21 protein-coding genes and 1 tRNA gene are annotated in these 24,732 nt (G+C 62.9%); 7 read left to right on the top strand and 15 right to left on the bottom strand.

Annotated elements, in window-relative coordinates; genetic code table 11:
- Nucleotides 1–10: 10 nt before the first annotated feature.
- The 8 genes from GJ695_RS06750 to GJ695_RS06715 all read right to left on the bottom strand — a co-directional run bounded on the left by GJ695_RS06750 (nt 11) and on the right by GJ695_RS06715 (nt 8,964).
- Complete coding sequence (locus GJ695_RS06750; protein WP_154363169.1) at nt 11–1,711, bottom strand: methyl-accepting chemotaxis protein; 1,701 nt, start codon at nt 1,709–1,711, stop codon at nt 11–13.
- 102 nt (nt 1,712–1,813) lie between these two features.
- A complete protein-coding gene (gene tssA, locus GJ695_RS06745; RefSeq protein WP_154363167.1) occupies nt 1,814–2,674 on the bottom strand; it encodes a type VI secretion system protein TssA in 861 nt (286 codons plus the stop codon).
- Between the two features lie 9 nt (nt 2,675–2,683).
- On the bottom strand, nt 2,684–5,281 hold the full coding sequence (gene tssH / locus GJ695_RS06740) for a type VI secretion system ATPase TssH (protein ID WP_154363165.1): 2,598 nt from the start codon (nt 5,279–5,281) through the stop codon (nt 2,684–2,686).
- Nucleotides 5,278–5,739 (bottom strand): type VI secretion system baseplate subunit TssE, encoded by a 462-nt coding sequence (tssE, locus tag GJ695_RS06735; RefSeq protein ID WP_154363163.1) that lies wholly within the window; start codon nt 5,737–5,739, stop codon nt 5,278–5,280. The genes tssH and tssE overlap by 4 nt, the downstream gene beginning before the upstream one ends.
- 99 nt (nt 5,740–5,838) lie before the next feature.
- Nucleotides 5,839–6,330, bottom strand: a complete 492-nt coding sequence (locus GJ695_RS06730; protein ID WP_154363161.1) for an Hcp family type VI secretion system effector — start codon at nt 6,328–6,330, stop codon at nt 5,839–5,841.
- A 28-nt stretch (nt 6,331–6,358) separates the two neighbouring features.
- Entirely contained in the window at nt 6,359–7,846 is a 1,488-nt protein-coding gene (tssC, locus tag GJ695_RS06725) for a type VI secretion system contractile sheath large subunit (protein ID WP_154363160.1), read from the bottom strand.
- Nucleotides 7,847–7,848: 2 nt separating this feature from the next.
- On the bottom strand, nt 7,849–8,349 hold the full coding sequence (gene tssB, locus GJ695_RS06720) for a type VI secretion system contractile sheath small subunit (protein ID WP_154363157.1): 501 nt from the start codon (nt 8,347–8,349) through the stop codon (nt 7,849–7,851).
- Nucleotides 8,350–8,358: 9 nt separating this feature from the next.
- Entirely contained in the window at nt 8,359–8,964 is a 606-nt protein-coding gene (locus tag GJ695_RS06715; RefSeq protein WP_154363155.1) for a tetratricopeptide repeat protein, read from the bottom strand.
- A 168-nt stretch (nt 8,965–9,132) separates the two neighbouring features.
- Here GJ695_RS06715 and tssJ point away from each other — a divergent pair, with 168 nt between their 5' ends.
- From tssJ to icmH, 3 genes are read left to right on the top strand one after another with little or no spacing between them, the layout of a single operon-like run.
- Nucleotides 9,133–9,633 carry a type VI secretion system lipoprotein TssJ gene (tssJ, locus tag GJ695_RS06710; protein ID WP_229260353.1) on the top strand — a complete coding sequence of 167 codons (501 nt, stop codon included), beginning with the start codon at nt 9,133–9,135 and terminating at the stop codon, nt 9,631–9,633.
- A 14-nt stretch (nt 9,634–9,647) separates the two neighbouring features.
- Nucleotides 9,648–10,994 carry a type VI secretion system baseplate subunit TssK gene (gene tssK / locus GJ695_RS06705; protein ID WP_154363153.1) on the top strand — a complete coding sequence of 449 codons (1,347 nt, stop codon included), beginning with the start codon at nt 9,648–9,650 and terminating at the stop codon, nt 10,992–10,994.
- The gene (gene icmH, locus GJ695_RS06700; protein ID WP_154363151.1) at nt 10,991–11,773 is read left to right on the top strand and encodes a type IVB secretion system protein IcmH/DotU; all 783 of its coding nucleotides are present in this window, start codon (nt 10,991–10,993) and stop codon (nt 11,771–11,773) included. The genes tssK and icmH overlap by 4 nt, the downstream gene beginning before the upstream one ends.
- Here the strand turns inward: icmH and GJ695_RS06695 are convergent, their stop codons facing one another.
- The 4 genes from GJ695_RS06695 to GJ695_RS06680 all read right to left on the bottom strand — a co-directional run bounded on the left by GJ695_RS06695 (nt 11,774) and on the right by GJ695_RS06680 (nt 18,162).
- Complete coding sequence (locus tag GJ695_RS06695; RefSeq protein WP_154363149.1) at nt 11,774–12,526, bottom strand: OmpA family protein; 753 nt, start codon at nt 12,524–12,526, stop codon at nt 11,774–11,776.
- A gap of 12 nt (nt 12,527–12,538) precedes the next feature.
- Nucleotides 12,539–13,504, bottom strand: coding sequence for a type VI secretion system-associated protein TagF (tagF, locus tag GJ695_RS06690; RefSeq protein ID WP_154363147.1), 966 nt, complete (start codon nt 13,502–13,504; stop codon nt 12,539–12,541).
- The gene (gene tssM / locus GJ695_RS06685) at nt 13,501–17,220 is read right to left on the bottom strand and encodes a type VI secretion system membrane subunit TssM (protein WP_154363401.1); all 3,720 of its coding nucleotides are present in this window, start codon (nt 17,218–17,220) and stop codon (nt 13,501–13,503) included. The genes tagF and tssM overlap by 4 nt, the downstream gene beginning before the upstream one ends.
- Before the next feature lie 102 nt (nt 17,221–17,322).
- Nucleotides 17,323–18,162, bottom strand: coding sequence for a M15 family metallopeptidase (locus tag GJ695_RS06680; RefSeq protein ID WP_154363145.1), 840 nt, complete (start codon nt 18,160–18,162; stop codon nt 17,323–17,325).
- Between the two features lie 102 nt (nt 18,163–18,264).
- On the opposite strand from GJ695_RS06680, the gene GJ695_RS06675 reads away from it, so the two are divergent.
- Nucleotides 18,265–19,044 carry a hypothetical protein gene (locus GJ695_RS06675; protein ID WP_166455060.1) on the top strand — a complete coding sequence of 260 codons (780 nt, stop codon included), beginning with the start codon at nt 18,265–18,267 and terminating at the stop codon, nt 19,042–19,044.
- On the opposite strand, the gene GJ695_RS06670 is transcribed toward GJ695_RS06675, so the two are convergent.
- Complete coding sequence (locus tag GJ695_RS06670) at nt 19,045–19,749, bottom strand: glutathione S-transferase N-terminal domain-containing protein (RefSeq protein ID WP_154363143.1); 705 nt, start codon at nt 19,747–19,749, stop codon at nt 19,045–19,047.
- A gap of 146 nt (nt 19,750–19,895) precedes the next feature.
- Between GJ695_RS06670 and GJ695_RS06665 the strand changes: the two genes are divergently transcribed.
- From GJ695_RS06665 to GJ695_RS06655, 3 genes are all read left to right on the top strand, one after another.
- Nucleotides 19,896–21,122, top strand: a complete 1,227-nt coding sequence (locus GJ695_RS06665; protein WP_154363141.1) for a hypothetical protein — start codon at nt 19,896–19,898, stop codon at nt 21,120–21,122.
- 113 nt (nt 21,123–21,235) lie between these two features.
- Nucleotides 21,236–21,790, top strand: a complete 555-nt coding sequence (locus GJ695_RS06660; protein ID WP_154363139.1) for a flavodoxin family protein — start codon at nt 21,236–21,238, stop codon at nt 21,788–21,790.
- Nucleotides 21,791–21,883: 93 nt separating this feature from the next.
- Nucleotides 21,884–22,225 carry a DUF2322 family protein gene (locus GJ695_RS06655; RefSeq protein WP_229260346.1) on the top strand — a complete coding sequence of 114 codons (342 nt, stop codon included), beginning with the start codon at nt 21,884–21,886 and terminating at the stop codon, nt 22,223–22,225.
- 43 nt (nt 22,226–22,268) lie between these two features.
- Here GJ695_RS06655 and GJ695_RS06650 read toward each other — a convergent pair.
- A tRNA-Asn gene (locus GJ695_RS06650) sits at nt 22,269–22,344 on the bottom strand.
- Between the two features lie 58 nt (nt 22,345–22,402).
- Complete coding sequence (locus GJ695_RS06645) at nt 22,403–24,598, bottom strand: TonB-dependent receptor (protein ID WP_154363137.1); 2,196 nt, start codon at nt 24,596–24,598, stop codon at nt 22,403–22,405.
- Nucleotides 24,599–24,732 lie beyond the last annotated feature (134 nt).

Below are 24,732 nucleotides of genomic sequence, written 5' to 3'. Positions count from 1 at the left end.
TTGTACCGGCTTAGAACTCTTCCCAGTCCGTTTCACTGGCCGTAACAGCCTTGCGCGGCGCGGCAACCGGCGTCGCACGTTGAACCGGCGCCGTGACGGCAGGCGCGCGGCGCGGAGCCACCGCCACGCGTGCCGGCGCGCGCGGCAAGGTAGGCGCCGGACTGGCATAAGCCGCATCGAGCTTGAACACGCTCACCACATCCGCCAGCTTGGCCGACTGTTCCTGCATCGATTCCGCCGCCGCTGCGGCCTCCTCCACCAGCGCGGCATTCTGCTGCGTCACCTGGTCCATCTGCGTGATCGCATCGTTCACCTGCGCGATGCCCTGGCTCTGTTCTTCGCTGGCATTGCTAATCTGCGTCATGATCTGCGTGACGCGGCCGATGCTCTGGACGATTTCCTCCATCGTCTGGCCGGCCTTGTCCACCAGCTCGGAACCGATCTGCACCTTCTGCACCGAATCGTCGATCAGGCCCTTGATGTCCTTGGCGGCCGAGGCGGAGCGCTGCGCCAGATTGCGCACTTCCGACGCCACCACCGCGAAGCCGCGTCCCTGCTCGCCCGCGCGCGCCGCTTCCACCGCCGCATTCAAGGCCAGGATATTGGTCTGGAAAGCGATGCCGTCGATGACCGAAATAATGTCCACGATCTTGCGCGACGAATCGTTGATCGATCCCATGGTATTGACCACCTCCCCCACCACCGAGCCACCACGGCTGGCGATTTCCGAGGCGCTGATCGCCAGCTCATTGGCCTGCCGCGCATTCTCCGCGTTAAAGCGCACGGTGGAGGTCAGCTCCTCCATCGACGATGCGGTTTCCTCCAGCGAGCTAGCCTGTTCTTCGGTGCGCGAGGACAGGTCCTGGTTGCCGGCGGCGATCTGCGTGGAGGCGGTCGCAATCAGCTCGGTGCCGTTGCGCACCTGCCCGACGATGTTGACCAGATTGGTGTTCATGGTCTTCAGCGCGTGCATCAGCTGGCCGGTTTCGTCGCTGCTGTTGACCTGGATATCGCTGGTCAGATCGCCCGACGACACCGTCTCCGCCACCTTCACCGCCGCGTTGATCGGCTGCGTGATGGTACGCGTGATCCACCATGCGGCGAACACGCCCATCACAATCGCAGCCAGGCCAAGCATGATCAGCAGCGTGCGGCCGCTCTGGTATTGATGCTGAATCTCGACGGCGGAAGCGTCCAGCAGCGCGCCCTGTTTATCGGCGAAAGCCTTGAGCGCCGCCAGGTAGCGGATGCGGCTCTGGGTCATGTCGCCTTCGTAGATTTTGGCGGCGGCATCCAGGTCACCGGCATTCTTGGCGGTGAAAACGGACTTGCGGAAATCGGTGTAGCTCTTGCGCGTATCGAGCACTTCCTTGAACAGCGGCTTGAGCGCGTCGTCATCCAGGTTGGCGCCGATCTGGTCCTGGATCTGCGTGGCGCGGCCGGACGATGCGGCCATCAGCGCCTCCAGCTTTTTCTGATCGGCGGCGTCGCGCACCATGAAGGCGCCGGTGGTGCGCGCGGCGTTGACTTCGATGATCTTGCCCCATTCGGCAATCAGGCGCTCGTCGCGGATCTTCACGTTGATCATCTCGTCGGTCTTGGCGCTGGCGCTGCTCAGGCGCAGAATGCCGATCGAGGTCATCGCAACCAGCAGTAACAAAATCAGCGAGAAACCGAAGCCCAGGCGGGTACCGATCTTGAGGTTATGCATAGCTCACTCCCTGGCTAAAAGTCTGGATTGTCCAGGTCATGCTAGCACTAAACCTCCCGCGTTATGTAGCATAAAAGAAAGATTCGACATTGCGGCGCAGCATTACTCCGTGGCCGGCGACGCGCCCAGCAACTCCTCCACGCCAGCGATGGCGGCCGGGTCCTTGATCACCGCGCGCAGCCAGACATGCAACGGCATCTCGCCCCAATTCGCCGCCCGTTCGGCCAGGTAGGCGACCGGACTGTGCGGCTCGGTGCGGCGGAAGAAATCCGCTACGAGACGCAGTTGTTGCAGCGCCTGCGTTCGATTGTGCAAGCCGCCGGCGGACGCCATGACAACGTTACCATCAGTGGCCTGGGCACTTTCGGCAATCATGACGGAACCGCCATATGGCGCCAGGGCGCGCACCACCGACTGCACCGCTTCCCGGGCCGCACTGAAGCCGGGACCGTCTGCGCCCAGTTGCGTATCTACCACGCGCTCCAGGGCGATCAGCGACGCCAGGCAGTACTCGGCATCGGCCAATTCAGGCGCCGCAGCCGCGCACTCCTGCACCAGGAACGGCGTCCGCGCCAGCAGCCAGAACAGGTTGCCGATGCGCTGGTCATAGTCGCCGTCATCGACCAACGGATACAAATCTGTCCAGTACAGCTCGCATAAACCGGCCAGCACCGCGTAGCCGTCTCCAAGGCCGCGCAGGCCGCGCGTTTTGGCCAGGGCTTCGGCCAGCCAGACCGCCAGCCGCAGATCCTTGCTGCGCGTGGCGATCATGTCGGCGCAGCGGCTGGCGACCAGCGGCCAGTCGGCTTCCTTCAACGCGGTCTCCCATTCGCCCTGCTCCAGCGTGGGGTCGTCGTAGATGCGCGCCCGCGCGATGGCATCCACCTCCGGGCCGAAGGACAGGTCCTCGCCGCAGCGCTGCTCCGCGCTCACCGGTTGCAGCAGTTGCGCTACATTGAACATGGTTGCCTCCTATTTGACGATGTATTTGAACTGCCCCTCGCTGCTGGCGCCAACCTTGATGCGCGTGATGGGCTCTTCCTGCGCCATCTTCTCCAGCACCGCCTGTGCGATTTCCGGCAGCAGCGTGCCGTTGAGGATGTGGTCCACGTTGCGCGCGCCGGAATCGACCTCGGTGCAGCGCGCCAGCACGGCGTCCAGCAGCGAGGCCTCGTAACTGAACTCCGCGTGGTGCTGCTCGCGGATGCGTTGCGCGATGCGCGCCAGCTTGAGCGCGATAATCTCGGTCAGCACCGCATCGGGGATCGGATAGTACGGCACCACTTTCACGCGGCCGAGGAAGGCCGGCTTGAAGTGCTTGACCAGCTGCGGACGCAGCAACTCTTCCAGCGCTTCCGGCTGCGGCGGTGTCTCCTGGTTCAGGCACGCCTGCATGATCGTGGCCGAGCCGGCGTTCGCCGTGGCGATGATGATGGTGTTGCGGAAGTCGATCTCGCGGCCCTCCGCATCGTCCATCACGCCTTTGTCGAATACCTGGAAGAATAGTTCGAGTACATCCGGGTGGGCTTTTTCGATTTCGTCGAGCAGCACCACGCTGTAGGGATTGCGGCGCACGGCTTCGGTCAGCACGCCGCCCTGGCCGTAGCCGACGTAGCCGGGCGGCGAGCCTTTCAGGCCGGAGACACTGTGCGCTTCCTGGTACTCGCTCATGTTGATGGTGATGAGTTTCCGTTCGCCGCCGTACAGCAGGTCGGCCAGGGCCAGCGCGGTCTCGGTCTTGCCGACGCCGGACGGGCCGACAAACAGGAACACGCCTTTCGGTTTGTTGGGATCATCCAGATTGGCGCGCGCCGTGCGCACGCGTTGCGCGACGGCGGCAATCGCCTGCGGCTGACCGAGGATGCGGGCTTGCAGCGCGTCCTGCAGGTTGAGCACCATGCGGATTTCGTCCTTGACCATTTTCCCGAGCGGGATGCCGGTCCAGCCAGAAACGATGGCTGCCACGGTGGCGCCGTCCACATCCAGCGGCACCATCGGCGTTTCGCCTTGCAGGGCGGTGAGCTCTTCTTTCAGCGCGCGGACTTCGCTCACGCCGTTGCCCTCCGCGCGATGGCGCATGATGGCGGCGACGATGGATTGTTCGCGCTGCCAGCGCTCCGCGTGGCGGGCGTGTTCTTCCTTCAGCGCGTCGTGATCGGATTGCAGCTGCTCCATGCGCTGGCGTAGCGCCGTGCCGCCCTCTTCGCGCTGCAACGCGGCGCTTTCGGCGGCGATGCGGTCCATCTGTCTGGCCGCGTCCTCCAGCAAGGCCGGCGTGCCGCTTTGCGCCAGGGCGACACGGGCGCAGGCGGTATCGAGTACGCTCACCGCCTTGTCCGGCAACTGGCGGCCGCTGATGTAGCGGTGCGACAGGCGCACGGCTTCCGTCACCGCTTCGTCGCGAATGCGCACGCCGAAGTGACGCTCCATCAACGGCGCCATGGCGCGCAGCATGGCGCTGGCGATGTCCTCATCCGGCTCCTCCACCTTCACCACCTGGAAGCGCCGCGCCAGCGCGGCGTCCTTCTCGAAGTATTTTTTGTATTCGCTCCACGTAGTGGCGGCGATGGTGCGCAGTTCGCCGCGCGCCAGCGCAGGCTTGAGCAGATTGGCGGCGTCGTTCTGGCCGGCCGTGCCGCCGGCGCCGATCATCGTGTGCGCCTCGTCGATGAACAGGATGATGGCGTGCGGGCTTTGCTTCACTTCGTCGATGACGTTCTTCAGGCGGTTTTCAAACTCGCCCTTGACACTGGCGCCGGCCTGCAACAGGCCCATGTCCAGCGTGCGGATCTCCACGTCCTTCAAGGCCGACGGCACGTCGCCCGCAGCCACGCGCAGCGCCAGCCCTTCCACCACGGCGGTCTTGCCGACGCCCGCCTCGCCGGTCAGGATGGGATTGTTCTGGCGGCGGCGCAGCAGGATGTCCACCACCTGTCGCACTTCGGCTTCGCGGCCGATGACGGGATCGAGTTTGCCCTCGTGCGCCTGCCGCGTCAGGCTGGTCGTGTACTGGTCCAGCGCCGGCGTGCGCGCGCTCCCCGCCTGCGCCATGCCGGCAAGCGGCTCGGCGGCGGATTCGGAGGTTGCGGCCGTCTCTTCCTGCGAGCCATGCGTGTACTTCTCCAGTTTGTGTTTGACTTCGTCGATTGGAATCTTGGCGAACTGCGGCGAGGCGCGATGCGCCAGCTGCTCCAGTTCCGGCTCGGTGAGCAGGGCCACCAACAGGTGCGCGCTGCGGATCTGTGCCGGCGGTGTAGCCAGCGAGGCGATCAGCCACGCATGCTCCAGCAGCAGAGGCAAATGGTGCGAGAACACCGGCGTGCGCGTGCTGCCGGTCTTGAACTGGCTGATCTCTTTGTGCAGGTCCGCTTCCAACGCCGCCACGTTCACGCCGCAATGGCGCGCGATCAGCATCACGTCACAGTGTTCCTGCTCCAGCAAGGCCAGGAACAGGTGCTCGACTTCCACCTCGTACTGGCCCAACGCCACGCAGATGCTGGCGGCGCGGGTGACGGCCAGGCGGCTGGTGTCATTCAATTTGCCGATCAGCGTTTTCAGATTCAGGTTCATGTCCGGCCTCCCCGTGTGCTGCGGTTGATGGAATAATGCAGCGATGACGGTTGCAGCACCGCGTCAAAGCTGACGGCTTCGGTGTAAGGCAGTCCCGCCAGCGTGCCGAAGATGGCGAAGCTGACGCGGTTGATGGAGCCAGCCTCGCGTTCCAGGCGCGCCTGTACGTTGCGCAAACGCGGCTCGTGACGTTCAATGGTCGCTTTCAGCGCCGCGCAGACACCGGCGCGATCCTCGCTGCTGCTCAGGCACATGCCGGCGAAGTCGATCAGGCCGTAATTGGCGATGGAGCGCGTGCATTCGGGATAGGCGCGCATCAGCGCTTCCGGCACCGCGCAGCGAGTGTTGAGCAGGTCTTCCAGGTCGCGCGCCACGCTGTCCTTGTACTGCTCCAATGTCATGGGCCGGTCATGCTCGCCAAGCAAGCGGTCCAGCAGGCCGGGAGTCAAGCCGTTCATTGCATGCTTTCGAAAAGAAGCCAGGCCGGGCGGCCTGGCCGAAAAGCGCACCGCGATGATTCGCCGAGATATGCCCGTCGCGGGCGCGGGGGGGAGCGATCAAACAATGCGGTTGGCGGAAAGATCCCAGCCGCCGGAGGTGTTGCCGCCGGCGCCGCCGCTGATTTTCTGCTGCGTGTACTTCCACTTGATCTTCGAGAATTTGAGCGCCACGTCCTCGGTCAGGATGTCGCCCTCTTCCACCGCCGGCGCCACGGCGCCGATCAGCACATTCTCGATTTCGATCTCGTAGTACTTGACGCGTTCGCCCTGGGCGTCGGCGCGCATGAACTCGAACTTGGCCTTGGGGATGGTGCGGCCGGCGGCGCAGGTTTGCAGCAGGATCGGCGAGGACAAATCGGCCAGCTTGGAGATCACGATGTCGCGATGCTCGCAGCGTTCCGCCGTGTGGCCGCCGCCGGTGGAGGCGGTGGCGGACTTGGGCTGCTCCACGCCGAAGCTGACCGATTTGCACTCGATCCAGTCCTTGTGGCGGTCGTCGTTGGACTCGCCCTTGATGCCATCAATGTACAGATAAACGTCGATTGCCATTGCATGCTCCTCTAGGTTGTTGGGGGGATTAGTAGTTGGTCGACTGCGGCAGCTCCGCGACCAGACGGAGTGAAACGGACAATTCATCGAGCTGGAAGTGCGGCCGCAGGAACGACACGGCGCGGTACACACCGGGACGGCCCGCCACTTCATGCACCTGCACCGACGCTTCGCGCAGCGGAAACTGCGCCTTCTGTTCTTGGCTGGCGTTATCGTCCAGCAGAACGTATTTCATCAGCCAGCGGTTGAGGAAGTCTTCAACGTTGGAGGCGGCGGCAAAGCTGCCCACCTTGTCGCGCATCATGGCCTTCATGTAGTGGGCGATGCGCGAGACGGCAAAGATGTATTGCAGCTGCGACGACAGCACCGCATTGGCGTTGGCCGCCTCGCTGTTGTACTTCTTCGCTTTCTGCGCCGACTGCGCGCCGAAGAAGGCGGCGTAGGCGGTGTTCTTGCAGTGGACCAGCGAGATAAAGCCAAGGTCGCTCAGTTCCTTCTCGCGACGGTCGGTGATGGCGACTTCGGTCGGGCATTTAAGTGCAACCTCGCCTTCGCCGGTCTTGAAAGTGTGGGTCGGCAGGTCGTCCACCAGTCCGCCGCCTTCCACACCGCGTATCGCCGCGCACCAGCCGTAATCGCCGAAGGCCTTGGTCAGCTTGGCGCCGAAAGCGTAGGCGGCGTTACACCACAGGTATTTCTGGTGATCGGTGCCGTCCACTTCCTCGACAAAATTGAAGCCCTCGACCGTGGTGCCGTCCACCGGATTGAATGGCAAGCGGCCCAGGAAGCGCGGCAGCGTCAAGCCGACGTAGCGCGAGTCCTCGGACTCGCGGAAGGCCTTCCATTTGGCGTATTCCACGGTGTCGAACACTTTGGACAGGTCGCGCGGCTTGGCCAGGTCGCCGTAGGTTTCGAGACCAAACAGTTCGGGCGCGGCGGAGGCGATGAACGGCGCATGCGAGGCCGCCGCCACATGCGACATCTGCTCGATGAAATACATGTCTTCCGGCTGGCGCGAGATTTCAAAGTCGCCCAGCAGTGCGGCATATGGCGCGCCGCCGAAAGTACCGAATTCCTCTTCGTAGATCTTCTTGAACATCGTGCTCTGGTCGAATTCCAGCGCCGACTGAAAATCCTTCACCAGCTCGCGCTTGGTGGCGTTGAGCATGCGGATCTTCAGTCCCTGGCCGGTGGCGGAGTTCTTCACCAGGTAGTGCAGGCCGGTCCAGCTTTGCTCCAGCTTCTGAAAGGCCGGCGCATGCATGATGGCGCTCAGTTGCGTGGAGATCAGCCGGTCCAGCTCCGCCACGCGTGCGTCCAACGTCGCGGACAGGTTATTGGAGACGACCACCGTTCCTTCCAACACTTGATTGACCAACTCGGAGATGATGTCCTTCGCACGCTCATGCTCGACGCTGGACTTGGCCACCTTGCTTTGCTCGACAATCTGGTCCAGCAGATTGTCGCCACCCAGTACCGGAGCAGCTTCCTGCGCCTGATTCAGTTGTGCGGACATGATCAGTTCCCCTTGGCGGTTTTGAGGCTGGCCAGCTTGTCGGTATTGTTCAGCACATCGCTCAGGATATCTTCCAGCTTGTCGTTCCCGGCCAGCTTGTTGCGCAGGTCGGCCAGCTTGGTGCGTGCTTCCAGCAGCCTGGCCAGCGGCTCGACCTGGCGCACCACCGATTCGGGGCGAAAGTCGTCCATGGCCTTGAAGCGCAGTTCGACATTGAAGCTGCTGTCGTCGCCCTTGAGCTGATTGGGCACCTGGAAGCGCGCCACCGGCGCCACGCCGCCCAGCACCTCGTCGAAATTTCCGTTGTCGATGCTGACGAACTTGCGGTCCTTCAGGCGCTTTTTCTCCACGTCCAAATTGCCGCCAAAGTCGCCTACCACGCCGACCACGAAAGGCAACTCCTTGTTTTCCATCGCGTCGCCGATTTCCACGTCATAGGTCATCTGCACGCGTGGCGCACGCACCTTGTTCAAGCGCTTTTGAATGCTGTCACCGTTAGCCATACAAGCTCCTTATTTCAATCCACCGAAGGGATCATTGGTTTGACTGCCGTTTCTGGATGCCGCGCCGCTGGCGGGCGCCACGCCTTTCTTGCCGGCCGCCGGCGCCGGCGTGGCCGCCCTGCGCGCCGCGGTATTGGAGGTCGGCACCAGCACGTCTTCGCCAAGGCTGGTGCGCAGCAGCTTGGCCAGATCCTGCGCCTCGGAGCGCAGCGAGCCGCTCAGATTATTCTGCTGGCTCAGGTCCGCCAGCGCCTTGGTCGACAGACGCAGGCCACTGACAGCGATGATGCTGTTCCCCAGCTTGTCGTTGGGATCACGCTGCAACGCTTCCTGCGCGTTGAGAATCGCTTCGCCGTAGTTGGCGCGGTCGAATTTGATCTGCGCCATGTGCAGCCAGGGCGTCTTATCGGCGGGATAGCTGGCGGCGGCGCTTTTCAGAATGCCTTGCGCCTTGTCGCTCTGCCCTGCGGCCAATGCGGCGTCGGCATCAGCCAACGAACGATCCAGCGGCGGCGCCTGCGGTTTGTCGGCGCGGATGTTGACGCCGTCCGTGGCGCATGCCGTCAGCAACAGCAGGCTGGCGATGCAGGGCAGCCATGTTCTTGAAGTGCTCATCGGTTTCTCCTTTTGCGTAACCGGGCGAGAAGAAGGCCAGTATTCATGAAATGCCTGCGGCGCCGATTGCGCTTACTCAAGCGACGTCTTCTTTTCTCTTTGCTTGCGCCGTCGCAAACAGCGGCGGCGCGGCTTTCGTTCTAATGGACGGATCGCTTTGGAGAGACCATGAAAATGATCGTGATCGCAGGACTGCTTGCACTACAAGGCTGCGCGGGACTACGCGGCATGCCGGAACTGCCGGATGCGCAGAAGCCTGCACGCAGCGTAGCGATACGCCTGCATGCAAGCCCCAACCTGAATGCGGGCGCAGGCAGACAGCCGCTGGCACTGGCCACACGCATCTACAAGCTGCGCCAGCCAGGCGCGTTTCAGCGCATGTCCTTCGAAAGCTTCCTCAACCTGCATAGCGAACAGCAGATGCTGGGCGCAGACCTGCTGGAGGTGAAGGAAGTGATGCTGATTCCCGGCCAGCGCTATGAGGTCACCGAGAAAGTCACGCGCGAGGCTTATTACATCGGCGTCGTCGCCTTGTTCCGCACACCGGCGGCGGACCGCTGGCGCGTGGTGATTCCCGCCGCAGACGCGGAAAAGAACGGCATCACGATAGGCCTGCACGCCTGCGCCATCAGCACAGGCGAACCACTGGCGCCGGTGCGCTGCGAATAACTGAAAGGGACAAGATGAGCATTCCATCCAAGGTGCTGTGGGGCGAAGGCCTGTTCCTGCGGCCGCAGCACTTCCAGCAGCAGGACCGCTATCACGAAGCGCGATTGCACCAGACCGCGCAGGCGCTGCATCCCTATCTTTGGGGCGTGCGCGATATCCAATGGGACTTCGATGGGCTCAAGGCCGGCAAGCTGCGGCTCGATGCGTTGTCGCTGATCTTCCGCGACGGCGAAATCATCGACGCGCCGGCCAGCGCACCGCTGCCGCCAGCGGTGGACCTCACCCGCATTCCCGCCAGCGTGCTGGAAGTGACCTGGTACGCCGCCCTGCCCTCGCTGGCGCCAGGCGGCGGCAATGCAGCCGCTTACGGCGAGCAGCATATCGGACCGCGCTACAGTCAGGCCAGCCGCGAAATCGCGGACCTCTACACACAGGCGGTAGGCTCGGACGTCAGCTTCCTCAAAAGCGCGGTACGCCTGCTGTCGGACCTGGAGCCGCTGGGCGCCTTCGAATGCGTGCCGGTGATACGGCTGAGGCGCGTGGTCACCGGCGGCTTTGAAGTGGACACTTCATTCATTCCACCCGGCCTTTCGATCGACAGCGCACCAGCTCTCAAGGCCATGCTCGACCGCCTGCTGGACGCGCTTCAGGCCAAGGTGCAGTCGCTGCAAGGCCATATGCGCGAGCCTAGTCGCAATGTGATCGAATTCCGCTCCGGCGATGTCTCGTCCTTCTGGCTGCTGCACACCGTCAGCACCTCGGCCGCCGCGTTGATGCATTACGTGCGCAATCCGGAGCTGCATCCCGAGCGACTGTTCGAATCGCTGCTCGCGCTGGCCGGCGCCATGATGACCTACTCCAAGCAGTACGCGCTGATCGACCTGCCGAGCTATCAGCATCAGGACCCGGCGCAGTGCTTTTCCGCGCTGGACAACATCATCCGCGACCTGCTGGATACCGTCATCTCGACCAAATACTTCTCCATCGCGCTGACCGAGGAAAAACCCAGCTACCACCTGGGCAAACTCGATTCCGGAAAAATTGATCAGCGCACCACGCTGTACCTTGCCGTCAGTGCCGCGCTGCCGGCGCTGGAGCTGGTGGAAGTGGTGCCGCTGCGCGTCAAGGTCGGCGCGCCGGACGATGTCGAGAAATGCGTGCTGTCGGCCATGCCTGGCGTGAAGCTGACGCACGCGCCGCAAGTACCGGCGGCCATCCCGGTTCAACCAGACACCTATTACTTCGCACTGGAGGGCAAAGGCATGTTGTACGAACAAATGCTCAAAGCGCAGTCGATATCGATCTACGTGCCGTCCGGCATACGCGACTTGCGTCTCAACCTGATCGCGGTGACAGCATGACGTCCCCGGTCGAACGCCGCGCCAATCCCACGCAGCTGGGCGGCCAGCGCAAACAGATCCAGGCCGGTTACGGCCACGTCAAGACGCTGCTCGATCTGCTGCAGGAAGGCTTCTACCTGCTGTTCATGCTGAAGAACGGCAGTGTTCCGCCGGGCGAAGCGCCCTTTATCGACACCATCACCGCCTATCTCGCGGAGTTCGACAGCGAAGCCCGCAAGCTGCGCGCACAAGGCGAGGATATCGACGCTGCCAAATACGCCTACTGCGCGGCGCTGGATGAAATCATCCTGTCGTCGCAATTTCCGATGCGCCTTGCGTGGGAGCGACGCCCACTGCAACTGGTGATCTTCGGCGACCAGCTGGCCGGCGAACACTTCTTCGACCGGCTGGAAGCGCTGCGCAGCGCCGGCGGCGCACGGCTGCCGGCGCTACAGGTTTTCCATATGTGCCTGCTGATCGGCTTTCGCGGCAAGTACGCGCTGGACGCCAGCGACAAGCTGGCCTACCTGACCGCCCGCCTGGGCGACGAAATCGCGCACATGCAGGGCAAGAGCAAGGGCTTCGCGCCGCAAGCCGAGCGGCCGGACCAGATCGTGCACAAGCTGCGTTCGAATACCCCGCTGTGGGCGGTGTCCGCGGTGTTTGGCGTGATTGCGCTGGGCGCCTACATCGGGCTGGAATCGTCGCTGTCGCACGCCACACAGGAGTCGTTGGCCGGATATTCGGACCTGGTGAAGCTGGCGCCGCGGCCAGCCTACGTCACCATCACGCTGCCGTAGTTACTGCATCACGCGGAATTCGATGCGGCGGTTGCGCGCACGGCCTTCCGCCGTGGTGTTCTCTGCGACAGGACGGTCCGGTCCCTGGCCGGACACCATCACCATGTCCTGGCTGATACCCTTCCCCGCCAGATAAGTGCGCACCGCTTCCGCGCGCGCCTGGCTGAGCGCCAGGTTGCTGTCGCGCAGACCGACGTTGTCGGTATGGCCGATGACCTCCACCTTCTTGCCCTTGACCTTTTGCAGCGCCGCCGCCATTTCGTCCAGGATGCCTTGACCGGATGGCGTCAGCGTCGCCTTGCCGCTGTCGAATTCGATGATGCGCCTGGCCAGCGTTTCATCCAGCAGATTCTGCTCGGCGGCGCTGACACGCAGGCCGTTGTTGACGGTGAAGCTGGGATTGAGGCTGGTGGCGATATCGCTGGCGATCTGCTGCCGCTGTGCCTCGTTGGCCACTTCTCCGCGCACTGTGACATTGGTGCCGTCGATTTTCAGTTCGCCCTTGCTGATCAATTTGAGATTTGGGCTGATCAGCTTTTGCACGTAGCCGTTCCAGTTGGGCGGCAGCGAGACTTGCGAGATGGTGACCTGGTCGACCACCCGGTCCATGCCGTAAAGTGCGCGCACCTGCGTCAGCAGCGCGGCCTTGCTGGCTTCGTCCGGCACGGCGCCGGTGACAACGATCTGGCCCGGCGTTTGCGCACTGGCCCATGCGGCCGTCAGCAGCAAGAGCATTGTGATTTGCCTGCGCATGGTGAGTCTCCTTCAAACAAAGGTTTCGTGGAACAGCGCCTGGGCGGAGCGCAGCGAGAGCTGGCCTTGTTCCAGATAGGCCGAGAGCTTTTGCACGCGGGCGTCGCCGGTGATCAGTTCATCGACCCAGCCGGCGTAGTCAAAGCTGATCTGGTGTTCCGCGGCGCTGTCGGGATCGATGATGGCGGCCAGGGTTTCAGGCGCCGCGCCGCCAAAGCCGATGACCAATGACGGTCGCTCGCGCAGCTCGGTGAAGAACAGGCTTAGTTCAAAATCGGCCTTTTGCAGGAATGGCGTGATCAGGTCCAGCCAGAAGGCGGCAACCAGATAGCGCTGGCGCGATGCCGGCAACGGCAGCACCAGGCTTTTGTCCAGCCGCTGTGCGCCGGCGCGGCGCACCGGCTGCAGCAGCAGGCCAATCGCCAGGATGATGCGGCGTACCGAGGCGCCGGCCAGCATGGCTTCCAGCGCGCCGATGTGATGGCGGTCGAGGAAGTCGACAAACGTGTTTTCATGCCGCTCGGGCGCAAGGTCGACTTCCACGCGCGTAGCGGCGAGCGTCTGCAATGGGGCTTCGGGATCGGCGGAATCCATCACGTCTACGGTCAGCAGGCTTAGTTCATCCCAAAGCGGCGTCAGTATCAACGGGCTGCGCGGCACGAAAGCGGATGGATCGTCGACTTCGATCGCACTCATGCCGAGGAAGGGATAGCGGCGCTGCGAGAGGTCGCTGCTGGCGGCCAGGTGGCCGGCGATGGCGCGCCGGCTGCGCGTGCCGACGAAGGCGAAGTCCAGCGGCGGCATGGCGTCGTAGTTGAGTTTCCAGCGTGGCTCCGCACTCACCAGGTTCATCACTTCGGCCAACCAATCGTCGAGCAGGCTGGCCAGGGCCAGGTTGTCGGCGGCCTTGACGAAGTCCGCACGCGTGGGCAGCTTGCCGAAATAGCCGATGCGCGCCGATTGCGGCCCGCGCTTCATTGCGCCGCTCCCGCCGCTTGCGCCGATGCGACGGCCGGCGTGGCCGCGGCAGGCGGCGCGCCGACAATGGTCTCCGGCAGCCGCATGCCATGGAAGCCCTGATCCTGCGGCGCACTGGCCGCCGCGCTGCTATCCGGACTGCTGATAATCTTCAGGCCCATCGCCACCGTGATCGCGCCACTGGTCCAACGCAGCTCGAACACGCCGCCATCGCGCTTCTGCTTGGCCGCCGCGTCGATCATGCGCTTCAAGCCGAATTGACCCGGCTCGTTGAACACGTCCACGCTGCGTCCATCAAACGACACCGCCGTGATGCGTGCCCCCGGCGCACCCTGTGGACTGGGATGAACCATATTGGCCCATTGCGCCGGCGTGTTCCGGTAGCGCAGCTGCTGGCCATCGATCTCCACGGTGTATTCCAGCGTGCCCGGCGCCGGCATCGGCTGGATCTGGAACACGGTCTGCGCGGCGGTCGAGGTGGACGCCACGCCGCCGGCGCTGATCGGTGCGATCCAGCCGGGGAAACGCTGCACGGTTTGCGGCGACAGAGAAATGCCCATGTCGGCCCAGGTGCGTGGCGCCAGCACATCGCCACGCCGCAGCACCAGCGGACCAAGCGTGTTGGTGGCGAACTTGGCGACCAGGCCATCCGGCCCGAAGAACTGGCCAATCTCCGAACTGGCCGCCTCGATGCGCGCATTGGGCGAGAACGGATACTTGTTGGCCAGCGTTTGCTGGAACGGCTCGTACACCTGCGCCAGCCATGTCTTGTTGATTTCCGCCTCGGCCGGCCCAATCAGCACCGCGAAGGTCTGCATCAGCGGCCGCACGAGGATGGGACGGATGGCCTGCTTCTGCGTGTCGCTCATCCCGGTCAGCATCTGCTCATCGACGTAGCGCAGCGCGTCGGCCAGTTCGGAGCCGCTGCCCTCCAATGTCTGCTGCATGAACTGGCGCGCGCCGGGGCCGGGATCGCCCTGGTTCTTGAGCTGATTGAGACGGCTGCGCAGCTTGGACAGCGTGTCCATGTAGGCGCGCATCAGCGACGCATCCTTGTCCTTGGCCGCCACCAGCTTGCCGATGCCGGCAAACTCTCGGCCCACTGGTCCCATTGGCTTGTCGGCCGTGCTGGTGGGCAGGTTGACGTTGATCTGTGCCGGCGAGCGTCGCAGCACGCTGTATTTGATCCAGTTGATGAAGCCCGTCTGCGCCTCTTTTACCTCCGCGCTCATCGCGGTTGGATTGTCCCAGGAGGTTTGCTGGTGCAGCGCCGTCAGCAGCCTGGATAAGGGCGACGATTGCGGATCGCCCAACCGGTTCATCGCTGTCACCGCCGCGTCGAAACCATTCAGGTTGGCGATGCTGACGCCTTGCACAAACTTCTGCCACTCGCGCGCGTAATCGGCCTTGTACAGATCCGTCAGCCCCTTCTGGATTTGTTCCGGGCTGCCCTCCAGCGTCAGGTCGTCGCGAGCGGCGGTTTTCAGCACCCAGTCGGTGCTTTGCAGTTCTCGGTTGGCGGCGTCGCGGAAGGCGTCCTGCACGAACTTCTCCCACGCCTCGCGCGTGTAGGCGCCGGGAACGGCGTGGCTGCCGGTGACCAGCGCCTGATCCTGTTCGCCCACCATGCGCGCCACGGTCATCGCCGGGAAGCGCGTGTTGGCGCGGGCGCGGATGTCGGCGTACACGCGCTCGCGCGCCGGCATGCCGCGCACCACGCGGCGCAGGTTCTCGCGCGCCTGGTCGACCAGCGCCAGCTTCGGATCGATGCGTGGCCAGGCGGGATCGGGAATCTGCGCGAGATAGAACGTCATCAGCCGCTCCGCGCTGTGAATCATCTGTTCGCGCTGCATGGCGCCGCGATTATTCTCCAGCCATGCGCGCCAATAACGCGGCAGCTGGTCATTCAGGTGACTCGCTTCGGCATGGGATTTATCGGTCAGCATCAGGTAGCTTTTGAGCGCGTTGTAGGCGTCATCGACATTGGTGGGCGACGCTTCCTGGAACTGGCGACCGACAACCGGCGCGGCTGCGGCGCCTGGCGGCTGCAATTCCGCCGCGTGCGCATTCATTTCGGACAGCAGCGTTTCCAGATTGGCGACAACGGGCGTCAGCATCACATTCTTCACGCCGGCGAAGTATTCCTCGCGCAGTTTGCGTTCCAACAGTTCGCCCTGATAAAGCCCCATGCGCAACGACCATGGACGGGATTCCCGGTACTTCTCCAGTTGCTCGATACGGTCCTGGATGATTTCCAGCGCCTCCAGCCGCGATTGCAGGTCCAGCCGCCTGGCCTGAAGCTTGATCACCTTGTCCAGATCCGCCTGCACGTTGGCGACCAACTGACGGTTGCCCATGTACGACCAGCTCCATCCGCCCAGCGAAGCGCCCAACAGCAGCACCGCAGCGAAGAAGGCCGCGTACTTCAGGCGTACCTTGTTCCTGCTGGCGTACTGCGACACCAGATCCTTGTCCGCGAAGATCACATTGCGGAACAGGTTCAACAGGAAGAAGCCAGCGTGGCCGGCGCTGGCAGCCGCCGGCACATCGGGCGTCGCCAAAGCGAAGCGTCTGGTGATGCGCTGCGATTGCTCGCTGATCGGCATCCCCTCCTGCAACGCGCTGGTGAAGTAAAAGCCACGGAACACGGGCTTGAACTGGAACGGATTTTCCTCGAACAGCGTAACGAGGAAGGAGCGCAGCGGTGCGCGGATGGTCGAGAACTCCTGCGGAAAAGTGAAGACGCCCGGCTCCATGCGCTGCCGCCGCTGCTGGCCCATGGTGGCGAGGCTCATCGCCTTCAGGCCGTCGCACAGTTCATCGAAGGCGTGATCGAAGAAGGCCATCACCTGCTGGCTGGTGGTCTTGCGCTGATACGGCATGGTCGCGCCCCACACGCGTTCGCGCTCCGTGCGTTCTGCCTGCGCGAAGAATTCGCCAAAGCCTGCGATCAAATCCGCCTTGGTGAACACCACGTACACCGGCGCGAACACCTCCAGCCGCTCGATCAGATCCTGCACGCGCTTGCGCAGGCTGCGCGCCAGCTTGATGCCGGTTTCCGGATCGTCTCCGCGCAACTCCGCGATGCTGACCGCGATGATGATGCCGTTGACCGGCGCGCGACGGCGGTATTTTTTCAGCAGGTCCAGAAAGCCGAACCACTCGGCGCGGTGTTCCTCCTGCACCGAGTAGCGCCCGGCCGTGTCGAGCAGGATGCCTTCGGTGGTGAAGAACCAGTCGCAGTTGCGCGTGCCGCCCACACCCTGCAGCACCTTGCCGTCGGCGAAGGGGAATTGCAGGCCGGAGTTGGTGACGGCGGTGCTCTTTCCTGCCGCCGGATTCCCGATGATCATGTACCAGGGCAGCTCATACAGCGCGCGCGTGCCGGAGACGATGCCCAGCTTCGATCCCTTGATCGTGTCGATCGCCTTCAGCATGCTCTCGCGGATGGCCTTGACCTCGGCGGCCGAGGGATCGGCGGACGGCTCCTGGCGGCCGATCGCCTCCCCCAACTGTTCGGACTCACGCCTGGCGCGCCAACGGCGCCACCACCACACGGCGCCGGCCAGCGCCAGCATTACGGCGGTTGCCGCCAGCGCCCAGATCAGCGCCAGCTCCAGCACTTGCGCGCCGAGGTAGAACAGCGCCGCCACCGCCGTCAGGCCAATGATGGTGAGGTTGCGGCTGTCGGTCAGGAAGCTCCAGATTCTGCGCATCATAACGGGTGTCCGGCGAAGACGGCGACGCCCAGGCGACAGGCGGACCGATCAATGGTGCCACCAACAAAGCTGACATTTCTTGCGCAAGAACAATGGCGCTTACTTCTTCACCGTGCCGGGCATGCGCAGTTCGGTGTGGCCGAAGTCCATCATGGTCCAGCGGCCGCCCCAGGTCAGACCGGCGGCTTCGGCGGCGATGCCATAAAGTTGATAGCCGCGCATCGCCCACGGATCTTTCTCGGAGATGACCAGCTTGCCGTCGCGCAGGAAGGCGCAGTCGGCTGCCAGGCCGAACTGGTGATAGCTCTGGAAGGCCTTGGCGTTGGTGACGCTGGGGCCGATGGCGGCCAGCGCGTTCTGCCGCTCCGGACTGCGGTAACCCTCCAGGATCGCCATGTCGTAGCCGTAGCGCTCTTTCATGATGCGGAACACCAGCAGCAGCCGCTGGGCGAACGCAGGGTCCAGCAACTGCCAGTTGCGGTTGGCGCTGTCGAGCATGGGACGCACCAGCGTCACCTCGGCCGTGGTGAACACCAGCGGCGGTGGCGGCTCGGGCGCGGTCAGTTGCTCCCCTTGCAGCAGACCGGCGATCTGATCGTTGATGGCGTGCGTGTCGCTGTCGTAACCGGACAGCATGGAGCGGCCACTGAGCATCAGCGCCAACAGCGGCGGCACGGTCAGCAACACCGAGGCGGCCAACAGCAGCAGCCATTTCCTTTTGATGAATTGCACCGTGCGGCGGAATGCACCGCCAGTCCCGCGTCCCCATCCGGAGGCCTGCTGTACGCCCTGCCGCACGCCGCCGCGCAAATGCTGGCCGATACGGCGGCTGACGGCGTCGATCGAGTGCACCACCACCTCGCGTCCGGCGGGAAACAGCAACAGCCAGGCGCAAAAACACGTCACCACGAAGAACAACAGCATGGAAAAGAGAAACATGGTGCGCTCCATCAAAACGGGCCGATGCCACAGACCGGACACTGCATCGTAGGCCGTTCGCAACACAGCGATGCCGGCCAGATCAAATGCAAGGGGGATATTGTGGAAACACCGAAACTGAAACCCGACCTGCTGGCCGCCAGCTCCTGCGCACGCCGCCCGACGCAGGACAAACGCATCCTGGCGCAGCTGGAGCACGGCCTCAAAGCGCCAGCGCGGCCGGCCCGCGCGACAGGCTGGAGCATTGATGGCTGGACCATAGGATTGTTTGCGCTGCTGCTCGTGATGTGCAGCGTGGCCTGGTTGATGCATGACAAACGGATCACGCCGGAGACGTTCCGCAGCGACACAAGCTCCGCCGTCGAGCGAAGCGCCGCAACGCCGGCCCGTGCGACACGAGCGCCTGACGACACATCCGCCGCTGAACAGGCCGCCGCCATCGTCAATATGTCAGCTGCGGACCCGGCCAGTCCGCAGCCAGTGGCAATCTCGGCCGGCGCGACGACTCAGACGCCGACCGCCGCCACCGCGGCAATCGCCAATACCGCCGCCAGCCAGCCGGTGCGCGTGGCGGCCGCGCAGCACAAATCTGCAGCGCCAGCGCGACCCGCAGCATCGTCAGCAAGCGCAACGGCACAAGCCCAGCCAGCCGGCGACACCGACGTCACCCTGCTCACCGCCCTGGTCGCCCATGCCAACAAACCAAGCACCGTCACGCCCGAGCGCAGCCGCGACGTCATCGAACGCCAGGAAGGCGACACCACCGCCCAACTGCTGGCGCGCTGCAAGCAACTGGGCCTGATCGAAGGCATGCTGTGCCGCTCGCGCATCTGCTCCGGCCGCTGGGAAAGCGACGCCGCCTGCCGCGCGCCCAGCCACTAATCAACCGCGCTTGGGAATCTCCAGGCCCTTGGCCACGGCCGGACGCGCCACGAAGGCATCCAGCACACGCTGCACATTGGTAAACTTGCTGAACTCGACCAGATCGCCGGCGCCGTAGAAGCCGACCAGGTTGCGTATCCACGGGAAGATGGCGATATCGGCGATGGTGTAGGTATCGCCCATCAGCCACTGGCGGCCTTCCAGACGCTGCTCCAGCACGCCCAGCAGGCGCTTGGATTCGTTAATGTAGCGGTCGCGCGGGCGCTTGTCCTCATACTCCTTGCCGGCGAACTTGTGGAAGAAACCGACCTGGCCGAACATCGGGCCAACGCCGCCCATCTGGAACATCAGCCACTGGATGGTTTCATAGCGGCCAGCCGCGTCTCGCGGAATCAACTGACCGGTCTTGTCGGCGATGTACAGCAGAATCGCACCGGATTCAAACAGCGCCAGCGGCTTGCCGTCCGGACCGTTCGGGTCGAGGATGGCCGGGATCTTGTTGTTCGGATTCAGCGACAGGAATTCCGGCGACATCTGATCGTTGGTCTCGAAGCTGACCAGATGCGGCTCATACGCCAGGCCGGTTTCCTCCAGCGCGATCGACACCTTGACGCCATTCGGCGTCGGCAGCGAGTACAGCTGAATGCGCTCAGGATGCTGGGCCGGCCATTTGCCGGTGATGGGGAATGCGGACAGGTTTGCCATGAATACATGCTCTCAAAATAATTAGTCGGCCAATTATCCACGAAGCGCGCCAAACCTGCTGACGCCACGAAATTTGACTCATGACAAGCTGTCCTTCGTCGCTCAGGGCAACAATGGCCGCTCATCCTTTCAATGGAGCGACCGCGATGCTGGCTTCAATCACAAACTGGGGCAAAGGGAAATGGCGAATATTGACACGCGCCAACGGCAGCCGACGGCTATCCTGGTTCGCATTGCTACTGGCTTTCGCGCTTGACATCTACGTGCTGAACTTGCTCGTGGACGGCATGAAGAATGCGCAAGATACTGTTAACCAACCATTCAGCGGCGTGTCCCGAGAGTGCGCCTCGGCCTCCATGGAGCTGCTTGCAGCGAACACCACCGAGCGGGCCTCGAAAATCACCCAGGCCTGGTTCAACGCCAGAGAACATCGAGAGCAATTCAGCGACTACGGCCGTCGTCTGGTGCCTATATGCGTCAAGATCGGCGAAAGATGGGTGAGCGCCGTCAGCGACAGCAAGCTGCTCGCACTGGCGCAGCAACATCACCAGCAATTACAGCAAACAGACAAAATCAAGTCCGACATCGATAGGCTTAAATCGACCTACAGCGACGCATTGCTTGAGAAAATCGCGCGGCAAAAGCGCAGTGACTCCATCTTGCCAGTAGAGGCTAGCGAAATCAAAGCCACAGTCACCGAAATGCAAGCCGCACTAGCGGAGCTCCAGCGCCAAACCGCCGCAACGGAACAGGCCATCCTGCAATTGCCTTTGATTGCCGCTTATTTCAGGTATCTGCAAACACTGCCACTGGCGAACGAGTTTGACAAAGCTGACAAGCGCTTCGAACGGCAAGCGTTCTGGTATCCGTTCAAGATGCTGGGCGCACAGGCTGCCTTCATCCTCCCCTTACTGGCGATCGCAATCGCCTGGAACGCGCGCGTCATCAAAAAACAGCAGGACATCCGCATTCTTATCTCTTCGCACATAGTACTGGTGTGTGCGCTTCCTATTCTGATCCGACTGCTGGAATTTATTCGCGAACTGCTGCCCTACGGGCTGCTCGAATGGCTGTTGGACCAACTGAACCAATGGCAGTTGGGCTTCGTCTGGTATTACGTACTGATTGCAGCCTGCATCGCCGGTGGCCTGCTGCTGATCTTCATTGCGCAACACACCTTGTTCAGCACTGCCCGGCTGCGGCTGTTCCGCTTGCGCAAGGCGCAATGCCAAGCCTGCGGTGAAAAGCTGTTGAAGCGCGATCAGGGCTGGTGTGAAATCTGTGGCGCCAGCCAGGCCGCCCCCTGCCGACAGTGCGGCCAACCGCGCCGGCTACTGGCGTTTCACTGCGGCCACTGCGGCACGCCGGTCTAGCGCGATTCGATACCCCGATCGAGTAGTCGGCAGCCCTTACCTTTTGGTGCGTACTTATCAGCCCGCCGTCGCTTGCTTTACACTGTAAATTCCATTATTCAACAGAGGTGTATATGAGCAAGATTATTGTTGTCTACCATTCGGGCTACGGCCACACCAAGCGCGTTGCGGAACACGTGAGCGCAGGCGCTGGCGGCGAATTGCTGGCCATCGATGCAGAAGGCAACCTGCCGGAAGATGGCTGGGACAAACTGGCGGCGGCGGACGCCATCGTGTTCGGCGCACCGACCTACATGGGCAGCCCAAGCTGGCAGTTCAAGAAGTTTGCCGACGCCACCTCCAAGCCCTGGTTCGGCCGCGCCTGGCAAGACAAGGTCTTCGGCGGCTTCACCAACAGCGCCAGCCTGAACGGTGACAAACAGGTCTCGCTGATCGCCTTACAGACGCTGGCCTCGCAACACGGCGGCATCTGGGTCAGCCTGGGCCTGCCACCTGCCAACACCAAGGCTGCCCAGCGCACCGACGTGAACAACCTGGGCGGCTCGGTTGGCCTGCTGGTGCAATCGCCGTCGGACGCCAGCGTCGAAGAAATCCCGCAAGGCGACCTGGACACCGCCAAAGCCTACGGCAAGCGCATCGCCGACATCGCCGCCCGCCTGGCGAAGTAATCGGCGCCAATGCCCGCAAAGTAAAAGGCCCGTGAATGCTCACGGGCCTTTTACTTTCTATCCGTTGCATATGACAATACGGTTTTTAACCAGATGAGCGTCACCATGCAACTACCTAGCTTCACCGATAAATTTTCGGACAACCTGTCCCTGCTGCCAGCAATGGATGCCGTTGCGGCAATCGAACTGGTCGACCAGTCCGGCACGCCCGTGGCGAAAATCGAAAACAAGCCAGGCCAGGCCGGATCGCTGCGCGTGTACGGCTGGCTGGCCGATACCCTCGGCGCGATCACTCCCGAAGCCGCAGAACTTGGCCTGAAGATTTATGCCGAACACACGCAGGATGCGCGCGCCAATCCAGGCAAACATCCCAATATCGACCGTCTGTTCGACATTCAAACGCCAGCACAAACCCTGCAGGTGAAAGGTCTGTAAAAACAAAAAGCCCAACCTGTAAGGATTGGGCTTTTCTTTATTCTGGCTCCCCGACCTGGACTCGAACCAGGGACCTGCGGATTAACAGTCCGTCGCTCTACCGACTGAGCTATCAGGGAAAAGAGGCCGCATTATATACGGCCCTTTTTCAGCTGTCTAGGCTGATGCGGCGATTAATTAAAAGCCGCCGCGGAACTGCACGCCAAACTGACGTGGCTCGTTGACGAAGCCGGTCAGGTTGTTGAAGTCGATGGCGCCGATGACTTGCTGCTTGTCGGTGATGTTGCGCACGAAACCAGCCACTTCATACTTGCCGCCATCCCAGTTGTAACCCGCGCGCAGGCCGCCTTCGGTCAGCGCCTTGCCGGTGAACTCCTTCGCTTCATACAGGAAGAAGTTGACCTTGCTGCGGTACGACCAGTCGGTCAGCACGAACAGGTTGCCGTTCGCCAGTGGCCAGTTGTAACGCGCGGTGGCGTTGAAGATCCACTTGGCCGCTTGCGGCAGCGGGTTGCCGTTGATCGACACCAGGCCGTTCGCACCGATCGGATCGGTGATCGTGCACTGCGCGCATTTCGCCACGTACAGGTTCGGATCTTCGATCTTGGTGAAGTTGTACGAACCGCTCAGGCTGGCCTTGAAGTCCGGGGTGATGAAACCTTCGATCTCGCCTTCCAGACCACGGCCCTTGCTCTTGGCCGCGTTGATCAGCTTGGTGACGTTGGAGTTACCGCCGACCACGGTCAGCTGCTGGTTCTTGACTTCGAAGTCGAACACGCTCAGCGACGCGCGGGCGCGGCGGTTGAACAGGTCGGCCTTGATGCCGGCTTCATACGAAGTGATGGTTTCCGCATCGGCCACGGTGATCGGCACCGACGACGAGGCCGCAGCGATCGATGGCGCGCGGAAGCCGGTCGCCACGCGGGCGTAGGCGCTGACGTCCTGGTTCAGCTTGTAGGTGCCGCTCAGATCCCAGTTCGCCTTGTTCTTGCTCTCGTCCACCGAGGTGGCGCCAACCTGGACCACATTGACGGCCGACACGGTGCGGAAGTCTTTCTGGTCGTGGGTGTAACGCACGCCGCCGCGCACGGTGAAGTCGCTCGACACGTCATACGATACCGAACCGAAGGCCGCGTAGGCTTCATTGTTCTGGTGGCTGGCCAGGTGCGAGGTCTGCAGCTGGGTGGTGCTGTCGAAGTTGTCGCTGAAGCCGTCGCCGCTTTCCTTGAAGTAGTAGACGCCGGTCTGCCAGTTCAGCGGACCTGCGTTTTTCGACTCGACGCGGAATTCCTGGGTGTATTGCTTCAGGCCGCTCAGTCCGCCACCGGTCTGCACCTGGAACGGGATGAAGCCTGGACCGGTCGGCGTGCCGCCGTCGATGTCGCCGCGGCTGTAGTAATTGTCCACGCCTTCGTAACCGGTGATCGAGAACAGCTTGACCGCACCCAGGTCCCAGGTCAGGCGAACGTTGGCGCCGTTGGTGCGCAGGTTCTGCATGTTCAGGCCGTTGGTGTTGATCTTGGTGAAGTCGTAGTCGTCGACCAGATCGTTGGTGCCCTTCTTGATGATGTTGGCGCGGAACAGACGGGCGCTGCCGTCGGTGGTGCGCGAGTGCACGTTGAACAGGGCGTTGAAGGTGGTGCTTGGCTTGTACAGGAACTGCACGCGCTCGGCGTGTTCGTTGTAGCCTTCCAGCGAGTCGTTCTGCTTGGTGTAGGTGTTGTCGACGAAGTCGTCGCGGTGCTGGCGCAGGGTCGAGACGCGCATCGCCCATTCGCTCGACAGCGGAATGTTGGCGGCGGCTTCAACGCTGGAGGTCTTGTGGGTGGCCAGCGAAGCGCTGTAGTAGCCTTCGACCTTGTCCAGGTTCGGCTTGGCCGAATCAAACTTGACCACGCCGGCCGGGGTGTTGCGGCCGAACAGCGTGCCCTGCGGGCCGCGCAGCACCTCGACGCCAGCGACGTCGAACACCGGGAAGCCCTTCAGGATGCCGTTCTCTTGCACCACGTCGTCATAGATCAGCGACACGGGCTGCGAGGCGAAGGTCGAGAAGTCGGTGTTGCCGTAGCCGCGGATGTAGAAGCGCGGGAAGGTACGGCCGTTCGACGATTCCACGTTCAGCGAAGGCACTTTGCCTGCCAGGAAACGGATGTCCTGGCCGCCGGACAGCAGCACGTCCAGTTTTTCATCTTTCAGCAGGGTGACGGAGACCGGCACATCCTTGATGTTCTCGGCGCGGCGCTGGGCGGTCACGGTGACGGTTTCCAGCTGCGGCTGGGTTGCTGCGGCGTCGGTCTGCGCCATGGCGGAACCGATAGGCAATACGGCGCTCAGCGCCAGCAGGCGCTTGTGCATCTTCGACAGTTTGATCATTCAATTTCCCGATTTAAATGTAGTGCAAAGAGTTAGAAACAGTTGTCTCCTGCTTTCTCTTTTTTTGGTCACTACCCGGTCATCTGTCGTGATCGTGGTAGCGCTAAGGCCTCTACGCCGTCGCGGTAGCTAGC

Source organism: Duganella alba (assembly GCF_009674495.1).
In the GTDB taxonomy this organism is placed as follows: Bacteria; Pseudomonadota; Gammaproteobacteria; order Burkholderiales; family Burkholderiaceae_D; genus Rugamonas; species Rugamonas alba.
Note: the sequence above shows the minus strand (reverse complement) of the source record. Positions and strands in the feature narration are given on the sequence as shown.

Bases quoted from the DNA above. Each gene is read 5' to 3' on its own strand.
- tssK (WP_154363153.1), top strand. From the start codon at position 9,648: ATGAGCATTCCATCCAAGGTGCTGTGGGGCGAAGGCCTGTTCCTGCGG.
- GJ695_RS06695 (WP_154363149.1), bottom strand. From the start codon at position 12,526: ATGCGCAGGCAAATCACAATGCTCTTGCTGCTGACGGCCGCATGGGCC.
- GJ695_RS06715 (WP_154363155.1), bottom strand. From the start codon at position 8,964: ATGAGCACTTCAAGAACATGGCTGCCCTGCATCGCCAGCCTGCTGTTG.
- tssJ (WP_229260353.1), top strand. From the start codon at position 9,133: ATGAAAATGATCGTGATCGCAGGACTGCTTGCACTACAAGGCTGCGCG.
- tssA (WP_154363167.1), bottom strand. From the start codon at position 2,674: ATGTTCAATGTAGCGCAACTGCTGCAACCGGTGAGCGCGGAGCAGCGC.
- tssC (WP_154363160.1), bottom strand. From the start codon at position 7,846: ATGTCCGCACAACTGAATCAGGCGCAGGAAGCTGCTCCGGTACTGGGT.
- GJ695_RS06645 (WP_154363137.1), bottom strand. From the start codon at position 24,598: ATGATCAAACTGTCGAAGATGCACAAGCGCCTGCTGGCGCTGAGCGCC.
- tssE (WP_154363163.1), bottom strand. From the start codon at position 5,739: ATGAACGGCTTGACTCCCGGCCTGCTGGACCGCTTGCTTGGCGAGCAT.
- tssH (WP_154363165.1), bottom strand. From the start codon at position 5,281: ATGAACCTGAATCTGAAAACGCTGATCGGCAAATTGAATGACACCAGC.
- tssB (WP_154363157.1), bottom strand. From the start codon at position 8,349: ATGGCTAACGGTGACAGCATTCAAAAGCGCTTGAACAAGGTGCGTGCG.
- GJ695_RS06670 (WP_154363143.1), bottom strand. From the start codon at position 19,749: ATGGCAAACCTGTCCGCATTCCCCATCACCGGCAAATGGCCGGCCCAG.
- icmH (WP_154363151.1), top strand. From the start codon at position 10,991: ATGACGTCCCCGGTCGAACGCCGCGCCAATCCCACGCAGCTGGGCGGC.
- GJ695_RS06750 (WP_154363169.1), bottom strand. From the start codon at position 1,711: ATGCATAACCTCAAGATCGGTACCCGCCTGGGCTTCGGTTTCTCGCTG.
- GJ695_RS06730 (WP_154363161.1), bottom strand. From the start codon at position 6,330: ATGGCAATCGACGTTTATCTGTACATTGATGGCATCAAGGGCGAGTCC.
- tssM (WP_154363401.1), bottom strand. From the start codon at position 17,220: ATGCGCAGAATCTGGAGCTTCCTGACCGACAGCCGCAACCTCACCATC.
- GJ695_RS06680 (WP_154363145.1), bottom strand. From the start codon at position 18,162: ATGTTTCTCTTTTCCATGCTGTTGTTCTTCGTGGTGACGTGTTTTTGC.
- GJ695_RS06665 (WP_154363141.1), top strand. From the start codon at position 19,896: ATGCTGGCTTCAATCACAAACTGGGGCAAAGGGAAATGGCGAATATTG.
- GJ695_RS06660 (WP_154363139.1), top strand. From the start codon at position 21,236: ATGAGCAAGATTATTGTTGTCTACCATTCGGGCTACGGCCACACCAAG.
- GJ695_RS06655 (WP_229260346.1), top strand. From the start codon at position 21,884: ATGAGCGTCACCATGCAACTACCTAGCTTCACCGATAAATTTTCGGAC.
- tagF (WP_154363147.1), bottom strand. From the start codon at position 13,504: ATGAAGCGCGGGCCGCAATCGGCGCGCATCGGCTATTTCGGCAAGCTG.